The organism is Streptomyces sp. NRRL F-5755 (assembly GCF_001279365.1).
Classification (GTDB): Bacteria; Actinomycetota; Actinomycetes; order Streptomycetales; family Streptomycetaceae; genus Streptomyces; species Streptomyces rimosus.
In genome coordinates this window covers 1-20,523 of sequence record NZ_LGCW01000252.1, presented here as the reverse complement: position 1 = coordinate 20,523, position 20,523 = coordinate 1, and the positions used below count along the sequence as shown (strand labels likewise).

Below are 20,523 nucleotides of genomic sequence, written 5' to 3'. Positions count from 1 at the left end.
TGCTCCCCGTGCCCCGTCCTCGGTTCTCCGACTCGGGCCGATCCTACGATCCGGCACTGACACCGCCGCCGTCGCCCGCGGAGCCCCAGGTCAGCCGGTGGGCGGCGGACCGAAACCGCCCTGCGGCGGCGGATACCCGCCGGGTGCCGGAGGGCCTGCGGGCGGAGGTCCTGCGGGCCCCGGGTAGCCGCCTGGCGCCGGGCCGATCGGAGGCTGCTGGTACCCGCCGTATCCACCAGGCCCTGGTGCGCCGGGCATCGGTGCGCCAGGCCCCGGCGCACCAGGCACCGGCCCGCCCGGATTCCCGTACGCGGGAGCACCCATGAACCCCGGCGCCCCGGGCACCGCGTAGCCCGGCAGGCCCGCACCCGGCATCCCGGGCATTCCCGGCTGGGCCGGCTCGCCGCGCCGCCCCATCAGCGCGAGCACCGCGATCGAACCGGCCAGATGCACCAGCATCTGCGCCCGGCTCAGCAGTGCCCCGAAGGGCGCGAGGTCACCCAGGTCGAAGAGCGTTCCCGTACGGAGGTAGGCGCACATGCTCAGGAAGCTGACCGGCAGCACCACCAGCGCCGTGCCGATGGCGAAGCCGCGCGCGGAGACCCGGCGGGTGGCGGCCAGCAGTGCGCCGACCGCGGCCAGCGGCAGGAAGGTCGCCCAGGCCCAGCCGGGCGCCAGTCCCAGCAAGCCGACGAGCAGGCCACGGCCGGTGAATATGACGTCCAGCGGGACTCCGTCCCCGCTGCCGAGGGCCTGCGCCATGACATAACAGATCCAGATCAGCCAGAGCAGCGCGGACGCGCCCAGCGCGATGGCGGACACGGGGCCCGCCGGCGCGGCGGGGCGCGTCGGAGGCGGACCGGCGTCCGCGCCGGGCCGCGGCCAGGTGCGCATGCCGGCCAGCAGCACGACGGCCGCGATGAGCGTCAGCGGCACCAGCGCACCCGAGGAGAGGAAGACTGCCCCGAGGGTCGAGTCGCTGCTGTAGCCGCCCTCCAGGCCGATGAACCAGCGGTTGGTCGAGGTGTGGCTGCCGGTGCTGACGATGGCCTGTACGCGCAGGGAGAGCGTCAGCACCGTCGCCACCGCCAGCAGGCCGCCGGCCACCCGCCTCCCGGCGAACGCGGTGACCACGGCGGCTCCCTGCACCAGGGCGAGACCCACCTCGTACGGAGTCGAGACCGGATAGCCGTCGTCCGTAAGGCCACCGGAACCCGGACCACGGCCGCCGCCCACCGAAGTGCCGCCGGTCCACAAATTCCACAGGAGGCCAGGACCGGTCGATACAAGATCGTGTCCCAGCCAGTACAGGGTGTGCAGAAGGAAAAGCAGGCACAAGGCGCCCGCCGTGATCCGCGCGCCCTTACTGAGCACCCGAATTTGTGGCATTTTGCTCCGCTCTCTCCCGCGTGCGCTTCTCCGGCACGCGACCGCGCACGATAGCAATGCCGGTCGAGAACTCGATGCGAACCGGCAAGTGCCGTTCAGAGTCGATCGGATACCGGCGTACGTGATCAATCGTCGGCCGGGCGGCGGACGAGCGGGAATACAAGGTGTGAATCGGGGCCGAAGCCGTCGAAGGTGCCGCAGGCCCGTACCCGAGAGGAATCCCGTGCATGGCGTACGGTCCGCCGTGCACGGGAGCGAAAAGACGCGCGCCCGGCTTTGAACAGCCGGGAACCGCCGCTCAGTTGCGGTGGCTGGTGCCGCCCCGGCCGCCCCGCCGTCCGGTCACGATGGCGCCCGAGGGCCCGTCGCGCTCGGCGCGCTCCCGGGCCTCCTGTTCCTCCTGCTCCTTCTGCCACTTCGCGAACTGCTCGCGGGACGCCTCCCGCTCGGCCTGGGTCTGGTTCTCGGCCGCCCGCCGCATTTCGTTCATGCGGTCGCCGATCGCGCCCATGTACTCCTCGGACTGGATGGCGTCCTTCATGCCGATCCGCCCGGAGAGCACCTCCTGGGCCATCTCCTGGAGCTTTCCGCCGACATTGGGGTTGGTGGCCAGCGTCTGCAGGGCCTTGCGCAGCCGGTGCGCCTGCTCGCGATCCTGGGCCACGTCCATCAGATCCTCTTCCTGGATCTGCCGCTCATTGCCCGCGCCGCTCATACCGCTCATGTCTTCTGCCCCCGGTGAACTCGGTGGTACAGCAACCGCGTGTGCTGCACCGGCGTCAAGAGTCTAATGACGGATCCGAACGGCTCGTCAAGGAGGGTTGTTGGCATTGCGGGATATTGGTCCCTTTTTCCTTCCACCGTGCCGCCGTCCCGCCGCTTCGGCCGCGGCGGTCGGCCGCTATCGGGTGTGCTAGACCTGGGGCCTTGTCCGGCAGGTCGCCGCGCCATTCGAGCCGCGTCATTCGAGCTGCGCCAAACAATTCGGGGAGAAAAGATGTCAGACGAGGTCCGGATCAGTACCGGGGAGCTGCACAAGCTCGGTACGCAGTTCGAGATATCCGCGGACGACCTGGGCCGGCAGCTGACCGCTTTCAGACGGCGCACCGACGCCGAGGCGCTGAGCGACGGGTTCGGCTCGCGGGCGGCGGCCGGTCCGTACCTGGAGCTGTACGAGCAGGCCGAGCGCGCCCTCGAACAGTTGCGGGAGCGGCTGGCGGAGGTGGCCGGCGGCATCAGGGAGACTGCCGTGGCCACCGACGCGGCCGAGACGGAGCTGGTCGAGACGATCCGGGAGGTCCGGTGACCGAGCGGCGCAACCCCCAGGCCCTGCACGAGGCGGCGGCGGGCTGGCGGGACATGGGCAAGCACTTGGACGGCCTCGTACGGGGCCTGGACCGGCACGTGGGCGAGGCCGCGGCGGCCAATTGGCAGGGGCCGGCGGGCGAGGCGTTCGCGGCGGAGTGGCACCGCCTCAAGCGGTCCGTCGACGAGACGCTGCCGGTCTTCGAACTGGCCGCCGCCGACCTGGAGAACGCCGCCTCCCAGGACAAGGAGGCGCACGCGGGCGCGGGCTCCGGCGCTCACGAGTCCGCGCCGGCTCCTTCTCAGGACGACGGCGCCCAGTCGTCCGGTACGCAGACCGCGTACGGCTTCATGGCCCTGGGCCAGCTCGCCACGTCGCTCGGCGGCGCCTTCCGCGGTAAGGGCGGCAAGGGCGGCGGCCAGGGGCAGCGGCCCCCAGTCACGGCCCGGTGGGAGACCTCCCACGCGCCCGCGGGGCCCGACCCCTTCGGCCCGCCGCGGGACGGTGACGCGAAGAGCGCACGGGGCGGCGCGGGCGTGGCCAAGGGCGTACGTACGGGAGAGCCCGCGGCCGACGAGGGCGCCTCCGGCGCCACGCCGGGGACGGCGGCCAAGCCGGCCGGGTCCGCGGCCCCTGCCGATCCGGCAGCTCCGGGCGTCAAGCCCACCAAGGCTTCCGGCGAGAAGCCCAGCGGAACCGGAGCGGCGGGCAAGGCTACGGACGCCCCGCAGCCCGCCCCCGGGGGCGACGCCGGCAAACAGCCCGACAAGGCGGCCAAGGAACCCGACGTCCGCCGCCACGGCGCCTTCGGCTGAGCCCGGCGCGCCGTCACCCGGGCCTGTAGCGGCCCTGCAACGGCGGTGGGGCGCCCCCCCGAGGGAGAGGCGGCGCATCGTCCTTTGCGCGTGGGGCGGCCCGTGCAGCCGCCTCACGTCTCCGTCAGGCTTTGCGCGTGGGGCGCCCCGTCCATCCCGCCCCACGCCCCCGTCAGCCATCCGCTCTGCGCCGTCACCCGGCCCCGTAGCGGCCCCGGAACGCCGGTGGGGCGCCCCTCCCGAAGGAGAGGCGCCCCACCGTCTTTCGTGCACGGGGCGGCCCGTCCAGCCGCCCCATGCCCCCGTCAGCCGCTGTTCGTCGGCAGCCACCCGGTCTGCACCAGCTGGGCCCCGCGCTTGCGCGTGATGAACTGCGCGCGGCCCGGCGTCAGGCTGGTCGCCTTGATGTTGCCCATCAGCGGACCCTCGCCCGGGTCGCCCGAAAGGATCAGGCCCTGGGCGCCCAGCTCCTTCGTACGCTGCATCACCGGCTCGAACGAGGACCGTCCCGCACCCGACGAGCTGCGCGCCAGGATCAGGCGCAGGCCCAGGTCGCGGGCGAACGGCAGGTACTCCAGCAGCGGCTGCAGCGGGTTGCCGCTGCTGGTCGCCACCAGGTCGTAGTCGTCCACGATCACGAACGCGTCCGGCAGGTCGTACCAGCTGCGGTTGCGCAGCTGCTCCGGCGTGACGTCCGGCCCCGGCATCCGGCGGCCCAGGGAACCGGCGAGCCCGGTGATGACCTCCTGGAGCTGCGGTCCCGCGGCGCAGTACTTGTACATGTGGCTCTCGGGGATCTCACCGAGCAGCGCGCGCCGGTAGTCGGAGACCACCATGAGCGCCTTGTCGGAGGAGTAGCGCTCCGAGATCTGCTTGGCGATCAGACGCAGCAGCGAGGACTTGCCGGACTCGCTCTCGCCGTAGATGACCAGCAGCGGGTCGGTCTCGAAGTCGACGAACGCCGGGGACAGCGTGGTTTCGTCGACACCGATCGCGATGCCGTGCTCCGGGTAGTCGCCGCCCTTGGGCAGGTCGCTCGCCGGGAGCAGCGTCGGCAGCATCCGCACCTTCGGGGCGGGCTCGCCCTGCCAGTGCTCCTTGACGGTGGCCACCAGGTGCGCCATGCCCTCGCTGAGGCTCTCCGGCTCGCAGTTGCCGTCGATACGCGGCAGCGCGGCCAGGTAGTCGAGCTTCTCCGGGGACAGGCCACGGCCCGGCCGGCCCATCGGCACGTTCTCCGCGCGCTTGCGGTCGAACTCCGACTCCATCGGGTCGCCGAGCCGCAGCTCGACGCGGTTGAGCAGCTGGTCGCGCAGCGCCGGCCGCACCTCGGTGTACCGGGAGGCGCCGAGGATCAGGTGGATGCCGAAGCCCAGACCGCGGCTGGCGATGTCCAGGATGACCGGGTCGAGCTGTTCGTAGTCGGTCTTGAACGTGCCCCAGCCGTCGATGATGAGGAAGACGTCGCCCCACTTCTGGTCCGGGTAGGAACCGGCGGCGCGCCGCTGGCGGTACGTCCCCATGGAGTCGATGCTGTTCGCGCGGAAGAACTCCTCGCGCTCGTTGAGGATGCCGACGACCTCGGCGACCGTACGGCGCACCTTCTCGGCGTCCAGGCGGGAGGCGACTCCGCCGACGTGCGGCAGCTCCTCCATGGCCAGCATGCCGCCGCCACCGAAGTCGAGGCAGTAGAACTGCACCTCGGCCGGGGTGTGGGTGAGCGCGAAGCCCGCCATGGCGGACCGGATCAGCGTCGACTTGCCGGACTGCGGACCACCGACGACCAGGCCGTGACCGGCGCCCGCGGAGAAGTCCAGGTACATCACGTCGCGCCGCTGCTCGAACGGCTTGTCCACGAGCGCGACCGGCACGACCAGCTTGCCGAGCGCCGTGTACTCCGGGGCGTGCACGCCCCGCTCGGGCGTGACCGCGAGCGCCGGCAGCAGCTGGTTGACGGTGGGGGACTCGTCCAGCGGCGGCAGCCACACCTGGTGCGCCGGCGGACCCTGGCCCTGCATCCGCTGGACGATCACGTCCAGGACGGTGTCGGCGAGCGCGTCGTCCTGCTGGTCGGCGAGCGACGGCTCCTCGGCGACGATCTCCTCGACGATCGGCGCCAGCACCGGCGACGCGGTGAACGGCACCGGCATCCGGTTCGTCCGGCCGCCCCCGCCGCCTCCGGTGGCCCCGGGCCCGCGGTACGGGCCGGAGACGTACGCGGCCTTGAACTGCACCATCGTTTCGGTGTCGTACTTCAGGATGCCGGAACCCGGAACGTTGGGCAGGTGGTAGGCGTCCGGGACGCCGATCGCCGTACGGGACTCGGCCGCGGAGAACGTCCGCAGACCCAGCCGGTACGACAGGAACGTGTCCAGGCCGCGCAGCTTGCCCTCTTCCAGGCGCTGCGAGGCGAGCAGCATGTGCACACCCATCGAACGGCCGATCCGGCCGATCTGGATGAACATGTCGATGAAGTCCGGCTTGGCGGTCAGCAGCTCGGAGAACTCGTCGAGCACCATCACCAGCGAGGGCAGCGGGTCCAGCGGGGCGCCGGCCGCGCGGGCCTTCTCGTAGTCGGTGATGTTGGCGTAGTTGCCCGCCGAGCGCAGCAGCTCCTGACGGCGCTGCAGCTCACCGGTGATCGAGTCGCGCATGCGGTCGATCAGGCTGACGTCGTCGGCCAGGTTGGTGATGACCGCCGCCACGTGCGGCATGTCGGACATACCGGTGAAGGTGGCGCCGCCCTTGAAGTCCGCGAGGATGAAGTTGAGCGTCTCCGAGGAGTGGGTGACCGCCAGCGCGAGCACCAGGGTGCGCAGCACCTCGGACTTGCCGGAACCGGTCGCGCCGACGCACAGGCCGTGCGGCCCCATGCCCTCCTGCGACGCCTCCTTGATGTCCAGCATGACGGGCTGGCCGTCCCGGTCGACACCGATCGGCACGCGCAGCCGCTCGTGCAGCGTGCGCGGGCGCCAGGTGCGCGAGACGTCCACCGCACCGGCGTCGCCGATGTTCATCAGGTCCGTGAAGTCCAGGTTGGACAGCAGCGGCTCCTCGCCGTCGGCGCCCGAACCGGCCCGCAGCGGCGCGAGCTGGCGCGCCAGCGACTCCGCCTCGGCGACCGACAGGGTGTCCACGGTGCCGTTGTAGACCGCGCCGCTCGCCGACTCCAGCACCAGCTTGCCCGGCCACACCTGTACGGCCAGGCCGCCGCGGATCTCGTCCAGCTCGCCCGGCACGATCTCCAGGATCGTCACGCCCTGCAGGCCCTCGGCCCCGGCGATCACCGAGTCCACCGGCACGTCACCGGCGTCCAGCACGACCACGACGTGCGGGGTGTCGGTGACCGGCGTGCCCTGCGGGTTGAACCGGCCGCGGCCCTCCAGCTCGTCGGCCAGCAGTTCCTCGATCTCGCCGAGGTCACCGACCACCAGCCGCCGGGTGCCGGCGCCGTCGGTGGTCTTGTCCTGGACGTGCGGCAGCCACTTGGTCCACTCCCACTCGGCCTGCGCGCCCGGCGCGGCCACCACGGCCACCACCAGGTCCTCCGGCGAGTGCAGCGTGCACAGCTGCGCGACGATGGCGCGCGCGGAGCCGTACACGGTGTCCGGATCGCCCGAGATCGTCAGGTGGTAGAAGGCGCGCAGCGAGACCGCGAGCGGCAGCGAGTCCAAATGCCCGTGCTTGTCGAGGAATTCCTTCATCGCGTGCGCGGTGAGCGGTTCCAGCTCGTCGACCGGCGCGGTCTCCGGGGCCTTCAGGGGCGTCGCCAGCTGCTGCGGGCCGAGTCCCATCCGTACCTGTGCGAAGTCGGCATCCGAAGCCCGGCGTTCCCAAACGCGTTTGCCCTCGGCCACGATCGACCACAATTGGCCCGGATCGGGATGGACGAAAAGCTGCGCGTCACGCTGTTTGCGTGCGGTGCGCCGTACTTCCTTTCGCTTCTGCGCCAGGTATTTGAGGTAATCCTGACGCTCCTGGAGCATTTGCCCGGAAGGCCCTTGCCGGGCCTTGACGATCTGGACAATAGCCATCGCGAGGGTGGAAACCACCATCACGCCGCCCATGATCTTCATGAACGGCTGGGTGCCCATGAACAAGAATCCCGCCGAACCCGCCATGCCCATCATCGGCATCAGGTTCATCAGCATGTTGTCCTCGCCCTCGCGAGGCAGCTCCGGGGGAGCTTCGAGCGTCAACTCCTCACTGGGGATTTCGGGTGGAAGCGCGCGGGGCGGGCGCTTGACGATGACAACGCTCACCGAGGCATCAGTCCTTCATGCATCTCGCAGTCTCGGACCGCCCCCGTTGGTTCGACGGTCCCCCGGACCAAGTACATGGCCCGACGCAGGCGTTGATCCTACTGTTAACGGTCAAGTGCCGGGGCGGGTGGGGCGGCGGCCTAATTGGGGGGTACGCTGACGCCTCGCGAGCGCGCCCAAGGCCCCGTAACGACGTCCCGATATATAAGGCACGGTGGCGGCGCCCCTATATATAAGGCACGCACGCGACAAACTGCCCAACGGATAGGGGGAACCGCCAGGTGAGCACGACTACAGGCACCGGCTTCTGCCGGGTCACAGTCGCCGCGCCGGACGCACGGATCGACGTGGCACTGCCCGAGGATGTCGCACTCGTCGATATTTATCCGGAGATCCTGCGGCTCTCCGGCCAGTCCCAGGCGGAGGGCGCCCCCACCGGTTACCACCTGGTGCGCCGGGACGGCACGGTCCTGGACGCCGGCCAGTCCCTCGCGCAGCAGCGCATCCTCGACGGCGACCTGCTCCTGCTGCGGCCGTTCGCCGAATCGCTGCCGCTGCCCGTCTTCGACGACGTCTCGGACGCCGTCGCCTCCGCGGTCAAGCGCAACCGCAACCGCTGGAGCGACGACCTGATGAACATCGTCGGCCTCACCGCCGGCGTACTGCTGCTCGTCATGATGGCGTTCGCGCTGTGGTTCTCGAACCCGGTCGACCGCGACATGCACCGCCTGCCCGGCATCATCGCGGGTGTCACCGGCATCGTCCTGGTCGCCCTGTCCGGCGTACGGGCCCGGGTCTACGACGACCACGCCTCCTCCATCGCGCTGAGCCTGGCCGCGCTGCCGCACCTGCTGCTCGCCGGCTCCGGCATCATGCCGGTGGCCGACGGCGAGGGCCCGGGGCGCCTGCAGTTCCTGGTCGGCTGCGTGACCGTACTGATCGCGTCCGTCCTCCTGGTGGTGCTGCTGCCGCGCGGCGACGCGCCTTTCGTGGCCGCCGCCTTCCTGGCCAGCATCGGCACCCTCGCGGTCTTCGCGTCCATCCTCACCGAGGCCGAGCCGCGCGAGGTCGCCGCGGTCACCGCCGTCGTCGCCATCGCCGTCGTCGCCTGGCTCCCCAGTCTGTCCTCGCGCTTCGCCCGGCTGCCCATCGGCTACAAGTCCCCCGACCAGATCGCCAAGGGCCCGCACGACGGCGACCAGGACGCGATGACCGAGTCGGTCGACTTCATCAAGATCGGCAACCAGGCCAAGCGCGGCCACGAACTGCTGCTCGGCCTGGTCGCGGGCTGCTCCGCCCTGGTCGTCGGCGCGGCGGGCGTCGTCCTCGGCTTCTCCGACAACGTCTGGGCGCAGCTGCTCGCGCTGGCCGCCGGCATCACGATCATGCTGCGTGCCCGGCTCTTCGACTACACCGCGCAGGTCGCCTGCCTGACGGTGGCCGGCATCCTGACGGTCGTGCTGCTCATCCTGGGCATCTCGCTGCACCCGCCGGTCGACATCCTCGCCGACCTCGCGCGCTTCGGTGACTCCGGGCCGCTCAACATCCGTACGGTCTGGTTCTCCGCCAGCATCGCGGCCGGTGCCGCCGTCCTGGTCGGTGTGGGCCTGGTCGTCCCGAAGAAGGGCGTCACCCCCTTCTGGGGCCGCGTCTTCGACATCTTCGACGGCGTCGTCCTGCTGTCGCTGGTGCCGCTGTGCCTGGCGGTACTGGACGTGTACGGCACCGTGCGCGGCCTGACCAGTTCCTCGTAGCCCCGTACTCTCGTAGGGGCCCGGAAAAGCTCCTCGTACGGATGACACCCGCACCACGCGGGGTCACTCGTCCGCACGGCCCCCTGACCGAACGGTCAGGGGGCCGCTCTGCAGCTGGTACTCTGTGTGATGGCCTAGACCGAGTAATCGAAGATTCCCTGTGAAGACGATCCAGGGGCGCTCGCAGGCCCGGAACACCCCAAGGAGTACGCGTGTCGCTCGACGCCGCCACGAAGAAGCAGATCATGGCCGAGTTCGCCACCAAGGAGGGCGACACCGGCTCCCCCGAGGTCCAGGTCGCGCTGCTCTCCCGCCGCATCTCGGACCTGACCGAGCACCTGAAGACCCACAAGCACGACCACCACTCCCGCCGTGGTCTGCTGCTGCTCGTCGGCCAGCGCCGCCGCCTGCTGCAGTACCTGGCGAAGAAGGACATCACGCGCTTCCGCGCGCTGGTCGAGCGCCTGGGCATCCGCCGCGGCGCGGCGGGCGCCAAGTAAGACGACGTGAAGGGAGCGGTTCCCACACCCGGGGGCCGCTCCCTTTGCCGTACGCACCGGACGTCCGGTCCACTGCTCGGTGGACCCGGGCTTTGTAGTCTGGTCCCATAACGCCATAGCGAACGAGGTGGGGCGCCCTTCAGCCGCCGGTCCTCGGTAGTGGCCCCCGGATGGCACGCGGACGACCGCGCGGCCCCGTATCCGGGTGCTTCGATCGAAGACCGGCCCGCAATTCCGGCGCTCCACCGACGAAGGTCCGCCGCCACACGGGCGGCGGACGCAGACGAGGAGATATCCCTGGTGGAGAACGAGACCCACTACGCCGAGGCCGTCATCGACAACGGCTCCTTCGGCACCCGCACCATCCGCTTCGAGACGGGCCGCCTGGCCAAGCAGGCCGCCGGCTCCGCCGTCGCGTACCTGGACGACGACACCATGGTGCTGTCGGCCACCACCGCTTCGAAGAACCCCAAGGACCAGCTGGACTTCTTCCCGCTGACCGTGGACGTCGAGGAGCGGATGTACGCCGCCGGGAAGATCCCCGGCTCCTTCTTCCGCCGTGAGGGCCGGCCCTCCGAGGACGCGATCCTCACCTGCCGCCTGATCGACCGGCCGCTGCGCCCCTCCTTCAAGAAGGGCCTGCGCAACGAGATCCAGATCGTCGAGACGATCATGGCGCTCAACCCCGACCACCTCTACGACGTGGTCGCCATCAACGCCGCCTCCTGCTCCACGCAGCTGGCCGGCCTGCCCTTCTCCGGCCCGATCGGCGGCACCCGCGTCGCCCTGATCAACGGCCAGTGGGTGGCGTTCCCGACCCACAGCGAGCTGGAGGACGCCGTCTTCGACATGGTCGTGGCCGGCCGCGTCCTGCCGGACGGCGACGTCGCGATCATGATGGTCGAGGCGGAGGCCACCGAGAAGACCATCCAGCTGGTCAAGGACGGCGCCGAGGCCCCCACCGAGGAGGTCGTCGCCGCCGGTCTGGAGGCCGCCAAGCCCTTCATCAAGGTGCTGTGCCGGGCCCAGTCGGACCTGGCCGCCAAGGCCGCGAAGCCGGTCGGCGAGTTCCCGATCTTCCTCGACTTCCAGGACGACGTCCTGGAGGCGCTGACCAAGGCCGTCAAGGGCGAGCTGGCCCAGGCCCTGACCATCGCCGGCAAGCAGGAGCGCGAGGCCGAGCTCGACCGCGTCAAGGCGCTGGCCGCCGAGAAGCTGTTGCCGGAGTTCGAGGGCCGCGAGAAGGAGATCTCCGCCGCCTACCGCGCGCTGACCAAGACCCTGGTGCGCGAGCGCGTCATCAAGGAGAAGGTCCGCATCGACGGCCGTGGCGTGACGGACATCCGTACGCTCGCCGCCGAGGTCGAGGCCATCCCGCGGGTGCACGGCTCGGCCCTGTTCGAGCGTGGCGAGACCCAGATCCTGGGCGTCACCACCCTGAACATGCTCCGCATGGAGCAGCAGCTGGACACCCTCTCCCCGGTGACCCGCAAGCGCTACATGCACAACTACAACTTCCCGCCGTACTCCACCGGTGAGACCGGCCGCGTGGGCTCGCCCAAGCGCCGCGAGATCGGCCACGGCGCGCTCGCCGAGCGCGCGCTGGTGCCGGTGCTGCCGACCCGCGAGGAGTTCCCGTACGCCATCCGCCAGGTCTCCGAGGCGCTCGGCTCCAACGGCTCCACCTCCATGGGCTCGGTCTGCGCCTCCACCATGTCGCTGCTGAACGCCGGTGTGCCCCTGAAGGCCCCGGTCGCCGGTATCGCCATGGGCCTGATCTCCCAGGAGATCGAGGGCAAGACCCACTACGTCACCCTCACCGACATCCTCGGTGCGGAGGACGCGTTCGGCGACATGGACTTCAAGGTCGCCGGTACGAAGCAGTTCGTCACCGCCCTGCAGCTGGACACCAAGCTGGACGGCATCCCGGCGTCCGTGCTGGCCGCGGCCCTCAAGCAGGCCCGCGACGCGCGTCTGCACATCCTGGACGTGATGAACGAGGCGATCGACGTTCCGGACGAGATGTCCCCGAACGCGCCGCGCATCATCACCGTCAAGATCCCGGTGGACAAGATCGGTGAGGTCATCGGCCCCAAGGGCAAGATGATCAACCAGATCCAGGAGGACACCGGCGCCGACATCACGATCGAGGACGACGGCACCATCTACATCGGTGCCGCCGACGGCCCGGCCGCCGAGGCCGCCCGCGCCACGATCAACGGCATCGCCAACCCGACCATGCCGGAGGTCGGCGAGCGCTACCTGGGCACGGTCGTCAAGACCACCACCTTCGGTGCGTTCGTCTCCCTGCTCCCGGGCAAGGACGGTCTGCTGCACATCTCGCAGATCCGCAAGCTGGCCGGCGGCAAGCGCGTCGAGAACGTCGAGGACGTGCTCGCCGTGGGCGCCAAGGTCCAGGTGGAGATCGCCGAGATCGACCAGCGCGGCAAGCTGTCGCTGGCCCCGGTCATCGAGGGCGAGGACGAGGCGAAGGACGACGCCGCCAAGTGACGTCCCGTAGCTCACGGACGACGGCCCGCACCTCTTCGGAGGGGCGGGCCGTCGCCCGTACCCAAACGCTTCTCAAGGGCACCGCCGGCGCCGGTACGGTCCGCAAGACGGTCCTGCCCGGCGGCCTGCGCGTGGTCACCGAGACCCTGCCCTCCGTACGCTCCGTGACCTTCGGCATCTGGGCGCACGTCGGCTCCCGCGACGAGACCCCTTCGCTGAACGGCGCCACCCACTACCTGGAGCACCTGCTCTTCAAGGGCACCAGGAAGCGCAGCGCGCTGGACATCTCCGCCGCCATCGACGAGGTCGGCGGCGAGATGAACGCCTTCACGGCGAAGGAGTACACCTGCTACTACGCGCGGGTGCTGGACACCGACCTGCCGCTCGCCATCGACGTGGTCTGCGACATGCTGACCGGCTCGCTCATCGAGCCGGAGGACGTCGAGGCCGAGCGCGGCGTGATCCTCGAAGAGATCGCCATGACCGAGGACGACCCGGGCGACTGCGTGCACGACCTGTTCGCGCACACCATGCTCGGCGACACCCCCCTCGGCCGCCCCGTCCTCGGCTCCGTGGACACGGTCAACGCCCTCACCCCCGAGCGCATCCGCCGCTTCTACAAGAAGCACTACGACCCGACCCGCCTGGTCGTCGCCGCCGCCGGCAACGTCGACCACGCCAAGGTCGTCCGCATGGTGCGCGCCGCCTTCGAGAAGGCCGGCGCCCTCGACCGTACGGACGCCACCCCGACGGCCCCGCGCGACGGCTCCCGCAGGATCCGTACGGCCGGCCGCGTGGAACTGCTCAACCGCAAGTCCGAGCAGGCCCATGTGATCCTCGGCGTGCCGGGCCTGGCCCGCACCGACGAGCGCCGCTGGGCGATGGGCGTGCTGAACACGGCCCTCGGCGGCGGCATGAGCTCCCGCCTCTTCCAGGAGGTACGGGAGAAGCGCGGCCTGGCCTACAGCGTGTACTCGTACACCTCCGGCTACGCCGACTGCGGCCTGTTCGGCGTGTACGCGGGCTGCCGCCCCAGCCAGGTCGACGACGTACTGAAGATCTGCCGCGACCAGCTCGACCAGGTGGCGTCCGAGGGCCTGACCGACGACGAGATCCGCCGCGCGATAGGACAGCTGCGCGGTTCGACGGTCCTGGGCCTGGAGGACACCGGCGCGCTGATGAACCGCATCGGCAAGAGCGAGCTGTGCTGGGGCGCCCAGATGTCGGTCGACGACATGCTGGCGCGGATAGCGGCGGTCACCCCGGACGAGGTCCGGGAGCTGGCACGCGATGTACTGGGGCAGCGTCCCTCGCTGTCCGTGATCGGCCCGCTGAAGGACCGGCAGGCGCAGCGGCTGCAGGACGCGGTCGCCTGACCTGCCTTATCAGGCGTACCAGGGCGAAGAGGAAGAGAGCGGGAAACGATGAGCAAGCTGCGCGTGGCGGTCATCGGTGCCAAGGGGCGCATCGGCTCCGAGGCCGTACGGGCGGTCGAGGCCGCCGAGGACATGGAGCTGGTCGCCGCCCTCGGGCGGGGCGACTCGCTGGAGACCCTGACCGGGGCCGGGGCGCAGGTGGCGGTCGAGCTGACCCACCCCGACGCGGTCATGGACAACCTGGAGTTCTGCGTCCAAAACGGCATCCACGGCGTCGTCGGCACCACGGGCTGGACCGACGAGCGCCTGGCGCGGCTGCGCGGGTGGCTCGACGCGTCGCCCCGTACGGGCGTGCTCATCGCCCCGAACTTCTCCATCGGCGCGGTGCTGACCATGCGGTTCGCCCAGCAGGCGGCCCGGTTCTTCGAGTCGGCCGAGGTCATCGAGCTGCACCACCCGAACAAGGCCGACGCGCCCTCGGGCACCGCGGCCCGTACGGCCAAGCTGATCGCCGAGGCCCGCGCCGCCGCGGACTGCCCGCCGCAGCCGGACGCCACGAGCAGCGCGCTGGACGGCGCACGGGGCGCGGACGTGGACGGCGTCCCCGTGCACTCCGTACGGCTGCGCGGCCTCCTGGCCCACCAGGAGGTGCTGCTCGGCGGGGTGGGGGAGACCCTCACCATCCGCCACGACTCGCTCCACCACAGCAGCTTCATGCCGGGCATCCTGCTCGGCGCGCGCCGCGTGGTGGCCACTCCCGGCCTGACCGTGGGCCTGGAGAACTTCCTCGACCTGGACTGACGGGGCACGACGGTGCGAGCAAAGATCACCTACTGCGTCCTCGCGGCGGTCCTGGTCGTCTACTTCGTCCTCGTCGGCAGCCGCGGCGTCCTGCTCATCGAGCAGGGCACCGTGCTGACCGTCGCGTTCGGCGTGGCCGTCCTGATCCTGCCGTTCATCGGGCTGTGGTTTCTCTGGCACACCACCCAGTTCGCGCGCAAGGCCGGCCGCCTGGCGCGCGAACTGGAGGCCGAGGGCGGGCTGCCGGTCGACGAGCTGAAGCGCACCCCGGGCGGCCGTATCGACCGGGACTCCGCCGACGAGGTCTTCGACCGGCGGCGCGCCGAGACCGAGCAGGCGCCGGACGACTGGCGCGCCTGGTTCCGGCTGGCGGTCGCCTACCACGACGCCCGGGACACACCGCGGGCCCGCAAGGCGATGCAGCGGGCCATCGCGCTGCACGACGGCAAGCCGGTACGGGCCTGAGGCGTACGGCGCGGCCCGGGGCGTACGGGTGCGGCCTGGGGCGTACAGGCGCGGCCCGAGGCGTGCGGGCGTGACCGTCGGCCGGGGGCCGGTTCCGAGCCAGGGACCGGCCCCGGCGCGCGTCTACCGGCAGTACTCCGCCGCCCACGCCTCCAGCACGTCAGCGGCCCGCTCGAACGCCTCGGGCCGCCCCATGAAGTCCCCGTTGTGATCCGTGACGAGCGTACGCAGCGCGGCGCCGCCCCGCCGCTCGACGACCAGCGCCTGGCCCTGCACCGTCCGCGGCAGCCCCAGCCAGCGCACCGGGCGCTGGACGGTACGGACGGCGGCCACCTCGCTCCAGCGCAGCGTCGTGGTGCGCAGCAGCTCCACCTGCCGCAGGCCGTGGGCGCTGACCCACACGCCCACCCGCAGGAAGCGCACCGCCAGCGCGATGATCACAAGCGCGACACCGGTGCAGACCGCGGCGGCGGGCAGCGCGCCCGCGGCGACGATGATCACGGCGGACAGCAGGACGAACGAGGCCAGCAGCAGAAACAGAGCCGCCGTCCCCACCCGCCCGGGGCCCGGACGATAGGGACGGCGCCAGTGGTCGGGCCCCGCATGGGGCAGCGGTGCCGCATCGACGGCCTGGTCGTCGAGGTCGCGGTCGGCCGTCAGGAAGGTCAGGGGCACGGCGGGTCCTCACTCCAGGGCACGCGGACGAAGGCTGTGACCGGTGAGGTTATCGGGACTTACGTGCCGGAACCACTTCGTGCCGGGCGGCACGCGCGACGTGCATGCGTGGACCGCCCGGCCGGATCAGCGGCCGTGCGCCGCCTCGGACTGGTGGGTGCCGACACCGGCGGTCTCCTGCTGGAGAGCCGGAACGCCGAACAGCAGGGCGCCGGCGAGACCGCCGACGACCGTCAGGCCGATCAGTGAGCGGCCCGCGAGCTGGGCACGACTGACGCGTTCTCGGGGCGGGGGCGCGACATTGCTGCGGAACCGGTCGGCCTCGGCGACGAAGGCGAACGGCACGGGCTCTCGCCGGCGGAACATGAGCGGGCTCTCCTTGGAACCTCGAAGTGGGCACTGTCACAGGGTTAGACGACTGTCGCGTCCGTTTGGTGCCCGTTTTCCGCAACTTCTGTGAAAAATATCGCGCGCGGTTCGAGCCGGACGGAACAGTGTCCGTTTTTGTACGTTACGCGGTATCCCGCCGCAATCCCTGGACTGTCGGTGGCGGGCCGTAGGCTGGGGCGCGCCACGTGGAATGAACGGAAGGAACCGCTGGTGTCCCCTACCCCCGCCGAGAGCGTCGAAAGCTCCGAAAGCACGGCCCCGAGCTTCCGGAGCGAGGTGACGGTCGAGCTGGTCAAGCACAGCGCCGCGGACAGCGACGTGCTGTGGGCGGCCCGCGTCTCCACCGCCGGCGAGCAGTCGCTGGAGGAGCTGCAGAAGGACCCCGAGCGCTCCAAGGGCCTGATCAACTTCCTGATGCGGGACCGGCACGGCAGCCCCTTCGAGCACAACTCGATGACCTTCTTCATCAGCGCGCCGATCTTCGTCTTCCGCGAGTTCATGCGGCACCGCGTCGGCTGGTCGTACAACGAGGAGTCCGGCCGCTACCGCCAGCTGGAGCCGACGTTCTACGTCCCCTCCGAGTCGCGCAAGCTGGTCCAGCAGGGCCGCCCCGGCAAGTACGAGTTCGTCGAGGGCACCCCCGAGCAGCACGCGCTGACCACCAAGACCATGGAGGACTCCTACCGCCAGGCGTACGCTGCATACCAGGAGATGCTGGCCGCCGGTGTGGCCCGCGAGGTCGCCCGCTCGGTCCTGCCCGTGGGCCTGTTCTCCTCCATGTACGCGACGTGCAACGCCCGTTCGCTCATGCACTTCCTGGGGCTGCGCACGCAGCACGAGCTGGCGGCCGTGCCGTCCTTCCCGCAGCGCGAGATCGAGATGGTCGGCGAGCAGATGGAGGCCCACTGGGCGCGCCTGATGCCGCTCACTTACGCCGCGTTCAACGCCAACGGCCGTATCGCCCCGTAAGGCACCGGTCCCCGCGGCGGCCCGCCGGACCGCTGTGCGGGACGGCCGCCGTCCGCCGGAGCCGTACCGGACCGCACAGACGTACCAAGTGTCCGTATTGCGGCATTTTGAGAAGTTCATCTACGCTGAAGAAACGGACCCGGCACTGCTTGAACCCCCGAGCAAGCAGTGCCGGAGTCCACATCCCGGCTCCCCAGGGGCGCGACCCGAGGTGCGCTACGAGTAGCGTGGGACCCATGGCTCCGACTTCCACACCGCAGACCCCCTTCGGGCGGGTGCTGACCGCCATGGTCACGCCGTTCACGGCGGATGGCGCTCTCGATCTCGACGGCGCGCAGCAGCTCGCCGCGCACCTGGTGGACTCCGGCAACGACGGTCTCGTCGTCAACGGCACCACCGGCGAGTCCCCGACCACCAGCGATGCGGAAAAAGCCCAGCTGGTCCGGGCCGTGGTGGACGCGGTCGGAGACCGGGCCTTCGTCGTTGCCGGAGCCGGCACCAACGACACCGACCACAGCCTGGAGCTGGCCCGCGCCGCGCGCGACGCCGGCGCGCACGGCCTGCTCGCCGTGACGCCGTACTACAGCAAGCCCCCGCAGGAAGGTCTCTTCCGGCACTTCACCGCCATCGCGGACGCCACCGACCTGCCGGTCATGCTCTACGACATCCCCGGCCGCAGCGGCGTCCCGATCAACACCGAGACGATGGTGCGCCTGGCCGAGCACCCGCGCATCGTCGCCAACAAGGACGCCAAGGGCGACCTCGGCCGCGCCAGCTGGGCCATCGCCCGCTCCGGCCTCGCCTGGTACAGCGGCGACGACATGCTCAACCTCCCGCTGCTGTCCGTAGGTGCCGTCGGCTTCGTCTCGGTCGTGGGTCATGTCGTCACCCCGGAGCTGCGCGCGCTGCTCGACGCCCATCTGCACGGTGACGTCACCAAGGCCACCGAGATCCACCAGAAGCTGCTGCCGGTCTTCACCGGCATGTTCCGCACCCAGGGCGTCATCACGACCAAGGCCGCGCTCGGACTCCAGGGCCTGCCGGCCGGTCCGCTGCGCCTGCCGCTCGTGGAGCTGTCCCCGGACGAGACGGAGCAGCTCAAGCGCGATCTCGCCGCCGGCGGGGTACATCTGTAGTCACAGACTTCACAACTGAATACGGAAAACAACCGCCAAACCGCAAGTGCACGAATGTCATGCGCGCCACGTGTGCCCCAGGGCGACGTGGCGCGTGTGGTGAGGAGAGTCTTTTGAGTCATCCGCATCCTGAGCTCGGCGCGCCGCCGAAGCTCCCCAAGGGCGGCCTGCGCGTCACCCCCCTCGGCGGCCTGGGCGAGATCGGCCGCAACATGACGGTCTTCGAGTACGGAGGCCGGCTGCTGATCGTCGACTGCGGAGTGCTTTTCCCGGAGGAGGAGCAGCCCGGAATCGACCTGATCCTGCCGGACTTCTCGTCCATCCGGGACCGCCTCGACGACATCGACGGCATCGTGCTCACGCACGGCCACGAGGACCACATCGGCGGCGTCCCCTACCTGCTGCGCGAGAAGCCGGACATCCCGCTGATCGGCTCCAAGCTGACCCTCGCCCTCATCGAGGCCAAGCTCCAGGAGCACCGCATCCGGCCGTACACGCTGGAGGTCAAGGAAGGCGACCGGGAGGCCCTCGGCCCCTTCGACTGCGAATTCGTCGCGGTCAACCACTCCATCCCGGACGCCCTCGCGGTCGCGATCCGCACCCCCGCGGGCATGGTCGTGCACACCGGCGACTTCAAGATGGACCAGCTCCCGCTGGACCGTCGCCTGACCGACCTGCCGACGTTCGCGAAGCTCGGCGAGGAGGGCATCGACCTCCTGCTGTCGGACTCCACGAACGCCGAGGTCCCGGGCTTCGTACCGCCCGAGCGCGACATCTCCAACGTGCTGCGCACGGTCTTCGCGAGCGCGCAGAAGCGCATCATCGTGGCCAGCTTCGCCAGCCATGTGCACCGCATCCAGCAGATCCTCGACGCGGCGCACGAGTACGGCCGCCGGGTCGCCTTCGTCGGCCGCTCCATGGTCCGCAACATGGGCATCGCCCGCGACCTGGGATACCTGAAGGTTCCGGCCGGGCTCGTCGTCGACGTCAAGACCCTCGACGACCTGCCGGACGACGAGATCGTGCTGGTCTGCACGGGCTCCCAGGGCGAGCCGATGGCGGCGCTGTCCCGGATGGCCAACCGCGACCACCAGATCCGCATCGTCCAGGGCGACACGGTGATCCTGGCGTCGTCGCTCATCCCCGGCAACGAGAACGCGGTCTACCGGGTGATCAACGGCCTGACCCGCTGGGGCGCCAACGTCGTCCACAAGGGCAACGCCAAGGTGCACGTCTCGGGCCACGCCTCGGCCGGCGAGCTGCTGTACTTCTACAACATCTGCAAGCCGAAAAACCTCATGCCGGTGCACGGCGAATGGCGCCATCTGCGCGCCAACGCCGAGCTGGGCGCGCTGACCGGCGTGCCCAAGGACCGGATCGTCATCGCCGAGGACGGTGTGGTCGTCGACCTGGTCGACGGCGTCGCCAAGATCGTCGGCAAGGTCCATGCGGGGTACGTGTACGTCGACGGCCTCTCGGTCGGCGATGTCACCGAGTCCTCCCTCAAGGACCGCCGCATCCTCGGCGACGAGGGCATCATCTCGGTGTTCCTGGTCGTGGACTCCAGTACGGGCAAGATCGTCGGCGGTCCGCACATCCAGGCCCGCGGCTCCGGCATCGACGACTCGGACTTCGCCGCCGTGATCCCCAAGATCGACGAGTCCCTGGCGAAGGCCGCGCAGGACGGCGTGGCGGAGCCCCACCAGCTCCAGCAGCTGGTCCGCCGCGCGGTCGGCAAGTGGGTCTCCGACAACTTCCGCCGGCGCCCGATGATCCTTCCGGTCGTCGTCGAGGTCTGACCCTCACCGGCGCGCGTACACCCGTACGGTGAGCGGGGCAACCGGATTTGCATCCGGGCGCCCCGCTCCAGTACGTTTACGGCTCCGCTCGAAGGGGAACCCCGGTACGTCAACGCGTCCGGCGGGGACCCGACCGGTCCCGACCGGTGCGGAATTCCGGCCCGGAGCAATCTGATAAAGTCGGAATCAGCCGAAAGGCAAAACCCCGCCGACGGGGAATCGGAAACGAAATCGATCCGGAAACGGACTGCGAATCGAATCTGATAGAGTCGGAAAAGCCGGAAACGGAAAGCGGAAACGCCGAACGGATCTGGTAAGGTTGGAACCGCGCAGAAGCCGAAAGGCCGAAACGCACCGGCGGAAATCAGGACCGCG

The 20,523-nt window shown here is 70.4% G+C and carries 16 protein-coding genes; 11 read left to right on the top strand and 5 right to left on the bottom strand.

Going from position 1 to position 20,523, the window contains the following annotated elements; genetic code table 11:
• Positions 1–90 precede the first annotated feature (90 nt).
• Both ADK86_RS43195 and ADK86_RS19605 read right to left on the bottom strand, forming a co-directional pair.
• On the bottom strand, positions 91–1,374 hold the full coding sequence (locus ADK86_RS43195) for a collagen-like triple helix repeat-containing protein (RefSeq protein ID WP_159393895.1): 1,284 nt from the start codon (positions 1,372–1,374) through the stop codon (positions 91–93).
• A gap of 313 nt (positions 1,375–1,687) precedes the next feature.
• A complete protein-coding gene (locus ADK86_RS19605) occupies positions 1,688–2,113 on the bottom strand; it encodes a hypothetical protein (protein ID WP_234345935.1) in 426 nt (141 codons plus the stop codon).
• 273 nt (positions 2,114–2,386) lie between these two features.
• Here ADK86_RS19605 and ADK86_RS19600 point away from each other — a divergent pair, with 273 nt between their 5' ends.
• Positions 2,387–2,695, top strand: coding sequence for a hypothetical protein (locus ADK86_RS19600; RefSeq protein WP_053697722.1), 309 nt, complete (start codon positions 2,387–2,389; stop codon positions 2,693–2,695).
• Positions 2,692–3,510: a WXG100 family type VII secretion target gene (locus tag ADK86_RS19595; protein ID WP_053697721.1), complete on the top strand. Its 819-nt coding sequence runs from the start codon at positions 2,692–2,694 to the stop codon at positions 3,508–3,510. Before ADK86_RS19600 ends, ADK86_RS19595 begins: the two co-directional genes overlap by 4 nt.
• Before the next feature lie 305 nt (positions 3,511–3,815).
• On the opposite strand, the gene eccCa is transcribed toward ADK86_RS19595, so the two are convergent.
• Positions 3,816–7,772: a type VII secretion protein EccCa gene (eccCa, locus tag ADK86_RS19590; RefSeq protein WP_053697720.1), complete on the bottom strand. Its 3,957-nt coding sequence runs from the start codon at positions 7,770–7,772 to the stop codon at positions 3,816–3,818.
• Between the two features lie 281 nt (positions 7,773–8,053).
• Between eccCa and eccD the strand changes: the two genes are divergently transcribed.
• The 6 genes from eccD to ADK86_RS19560 all read left to right on the top strand — a co-directional run bounded on the left by eccD (position 8,054) and on the right by ADK86_RS19560 (position 15,179).
• A complete protein-coding gene (gene eccD / locus ADK86_RS19585) occupies positions 8,054–9,526 on the top strand; it encodes a type VII secretion integral membrane protein EccD (RefSeq protein ID WP_053697719.1) in 1,473 nt (490 codons plus the stop codon).
• Positions 9,527–9,738: 212 nt separating this feature from the next.
• Positions 9,739–10,026, top strand: a complete 288-nt coding sequence (rpsO, locus tag ADK86_RS19580; RefSeq protein WP_030414166.1) for a 30S ribosomal protein S15 — start codon at positions 9,739–9,741, stop codon at positions 10,024–10,026.
• A gap of 300 nt (positions 10,027–10,326) precedes the next feature.
• Positions 10,327–12,537 (top strand): polyribonucleotide nucleotidyltransferase, encoded by a 2,211-nt coding sequence (locus ADK86_RS19575; RefSeq protein ID WP_053697718.1) that lies wholly within the window; start codon positions 10,327–10,329, stop codon positions 12,535–12,537.
• Positions 12,534–13,913 carry a M16 family metallopeptidase gene (locus ADK86_RS19570; RefSeq protein WP_053697717.1) on the top strand — a complete coding sequence of 460 codons (1,380 nt, stop codon included), beginning with the start codon at positions 12,534–12,536 and terminating at the stop codon, positions 13,911–13,913. Before ADK86_RS19575 ends, ADK86_RS19570 begins: the two co-directional genes overlap by 4 nt.
• Positions 13,914–13,961: 48 nt before the next feature.
• Positions 13,962–14,714, top strand: coding sequence for a 4-hydroxy-tetrahydrodipicolinate reductase (gene dapB, locus ADK86_RS19565; RefSeq protein WP_053697716.1), 753 nt, complete (start codon positions 13,962–13,964; stop codon positions 14,712–14,714).
• A 12-nt stretch (positions 14,715–14,726) separates the two neighbouring features.
• Complete coding sequence (locus ADK86_RS19560) at positions 14,727–15,179, top strand: tetratricopeptide repeat protein (protein ID WP_053697715.1); 453 nt, start codon at positions 14,727–14,729, stop codon at positions 15,177–15,179.
• Positions 15,180–15,302: 123 nt separating this feature from the next.
• Here ADK86_RS19560 and ADK86_RS19555 read toward each other — a convergent pair whose 3' ends face one another.
• Together ADK86_RS19555 and ADK86_RS19550 are read right to left on the bottom strand one after the other, a co-directional pair.
• Positions 15,303–15,854 carry a PH domain-containing protein gene (locus tag ADK86_RS19555; protein WP_053697714.1) on the bottom strand — a complete coding sequence of 184 codons (552 nt, stop codon included), beginning with the start codon at positions 15,852–15,854 and terminating at the stop codon, positions 15,303–15,305.
• Positions 15,855–15,980: 126 nt separating this feature from the next.
• Entirely contained in the window at positions 15,981–16,220 is a 240-nt protein-coding gene (locus ADK86_RS19550) for a hypothetical protein (protein ID WP_003982657.1), read from the bottom strand.
• Between the two features lie 234 nt (positions 16,221–16,454).
• On the opposite strand from ADK86_RS19550, the gene thyX reads away from it, so the two are divergent.
• The 3 genes from thyX (at position 16,455) to ADK86_RS19535 (ending at position 20,148) form a co-directional block, all read left to right on the top strand.
• Entirely contained in the window at positions 16,455–17,213 is a 759-nt protein-coding gene (thyX, locus tag ADK86_RS19545; RefSeq protein ID WP_053697713.1) for an FAD-dependent thymidylate synthase, read from the top strand.
• Positions 17,214–17,449: 236 nt separating this feature from the next.
• On the top strand, positions 17,450–18,349 hold the full coding sequence (gene dapA / locus ADK86_RS19540) for a 4-hydroxy-tetrahydrodipicolinate synthase (protein WP_053697712.1): 900 nt from the start codon (positions 17,450–17,452) through the stop codon (positions 18,347–18,349).
• A 113-nt stretch (positions 18,350–18,462) separates the two neighbouring features.
• Entirely contained in the window at positions 18,463–20,148 is a 1,686-nt protein-coding gene (locus tag ADK86_RS19535) for a ribonuclease J (protein WP_030599949.1), read from the top strand.
• Positions 20,149–20,523: the final 375 nt, after the last annotated feature.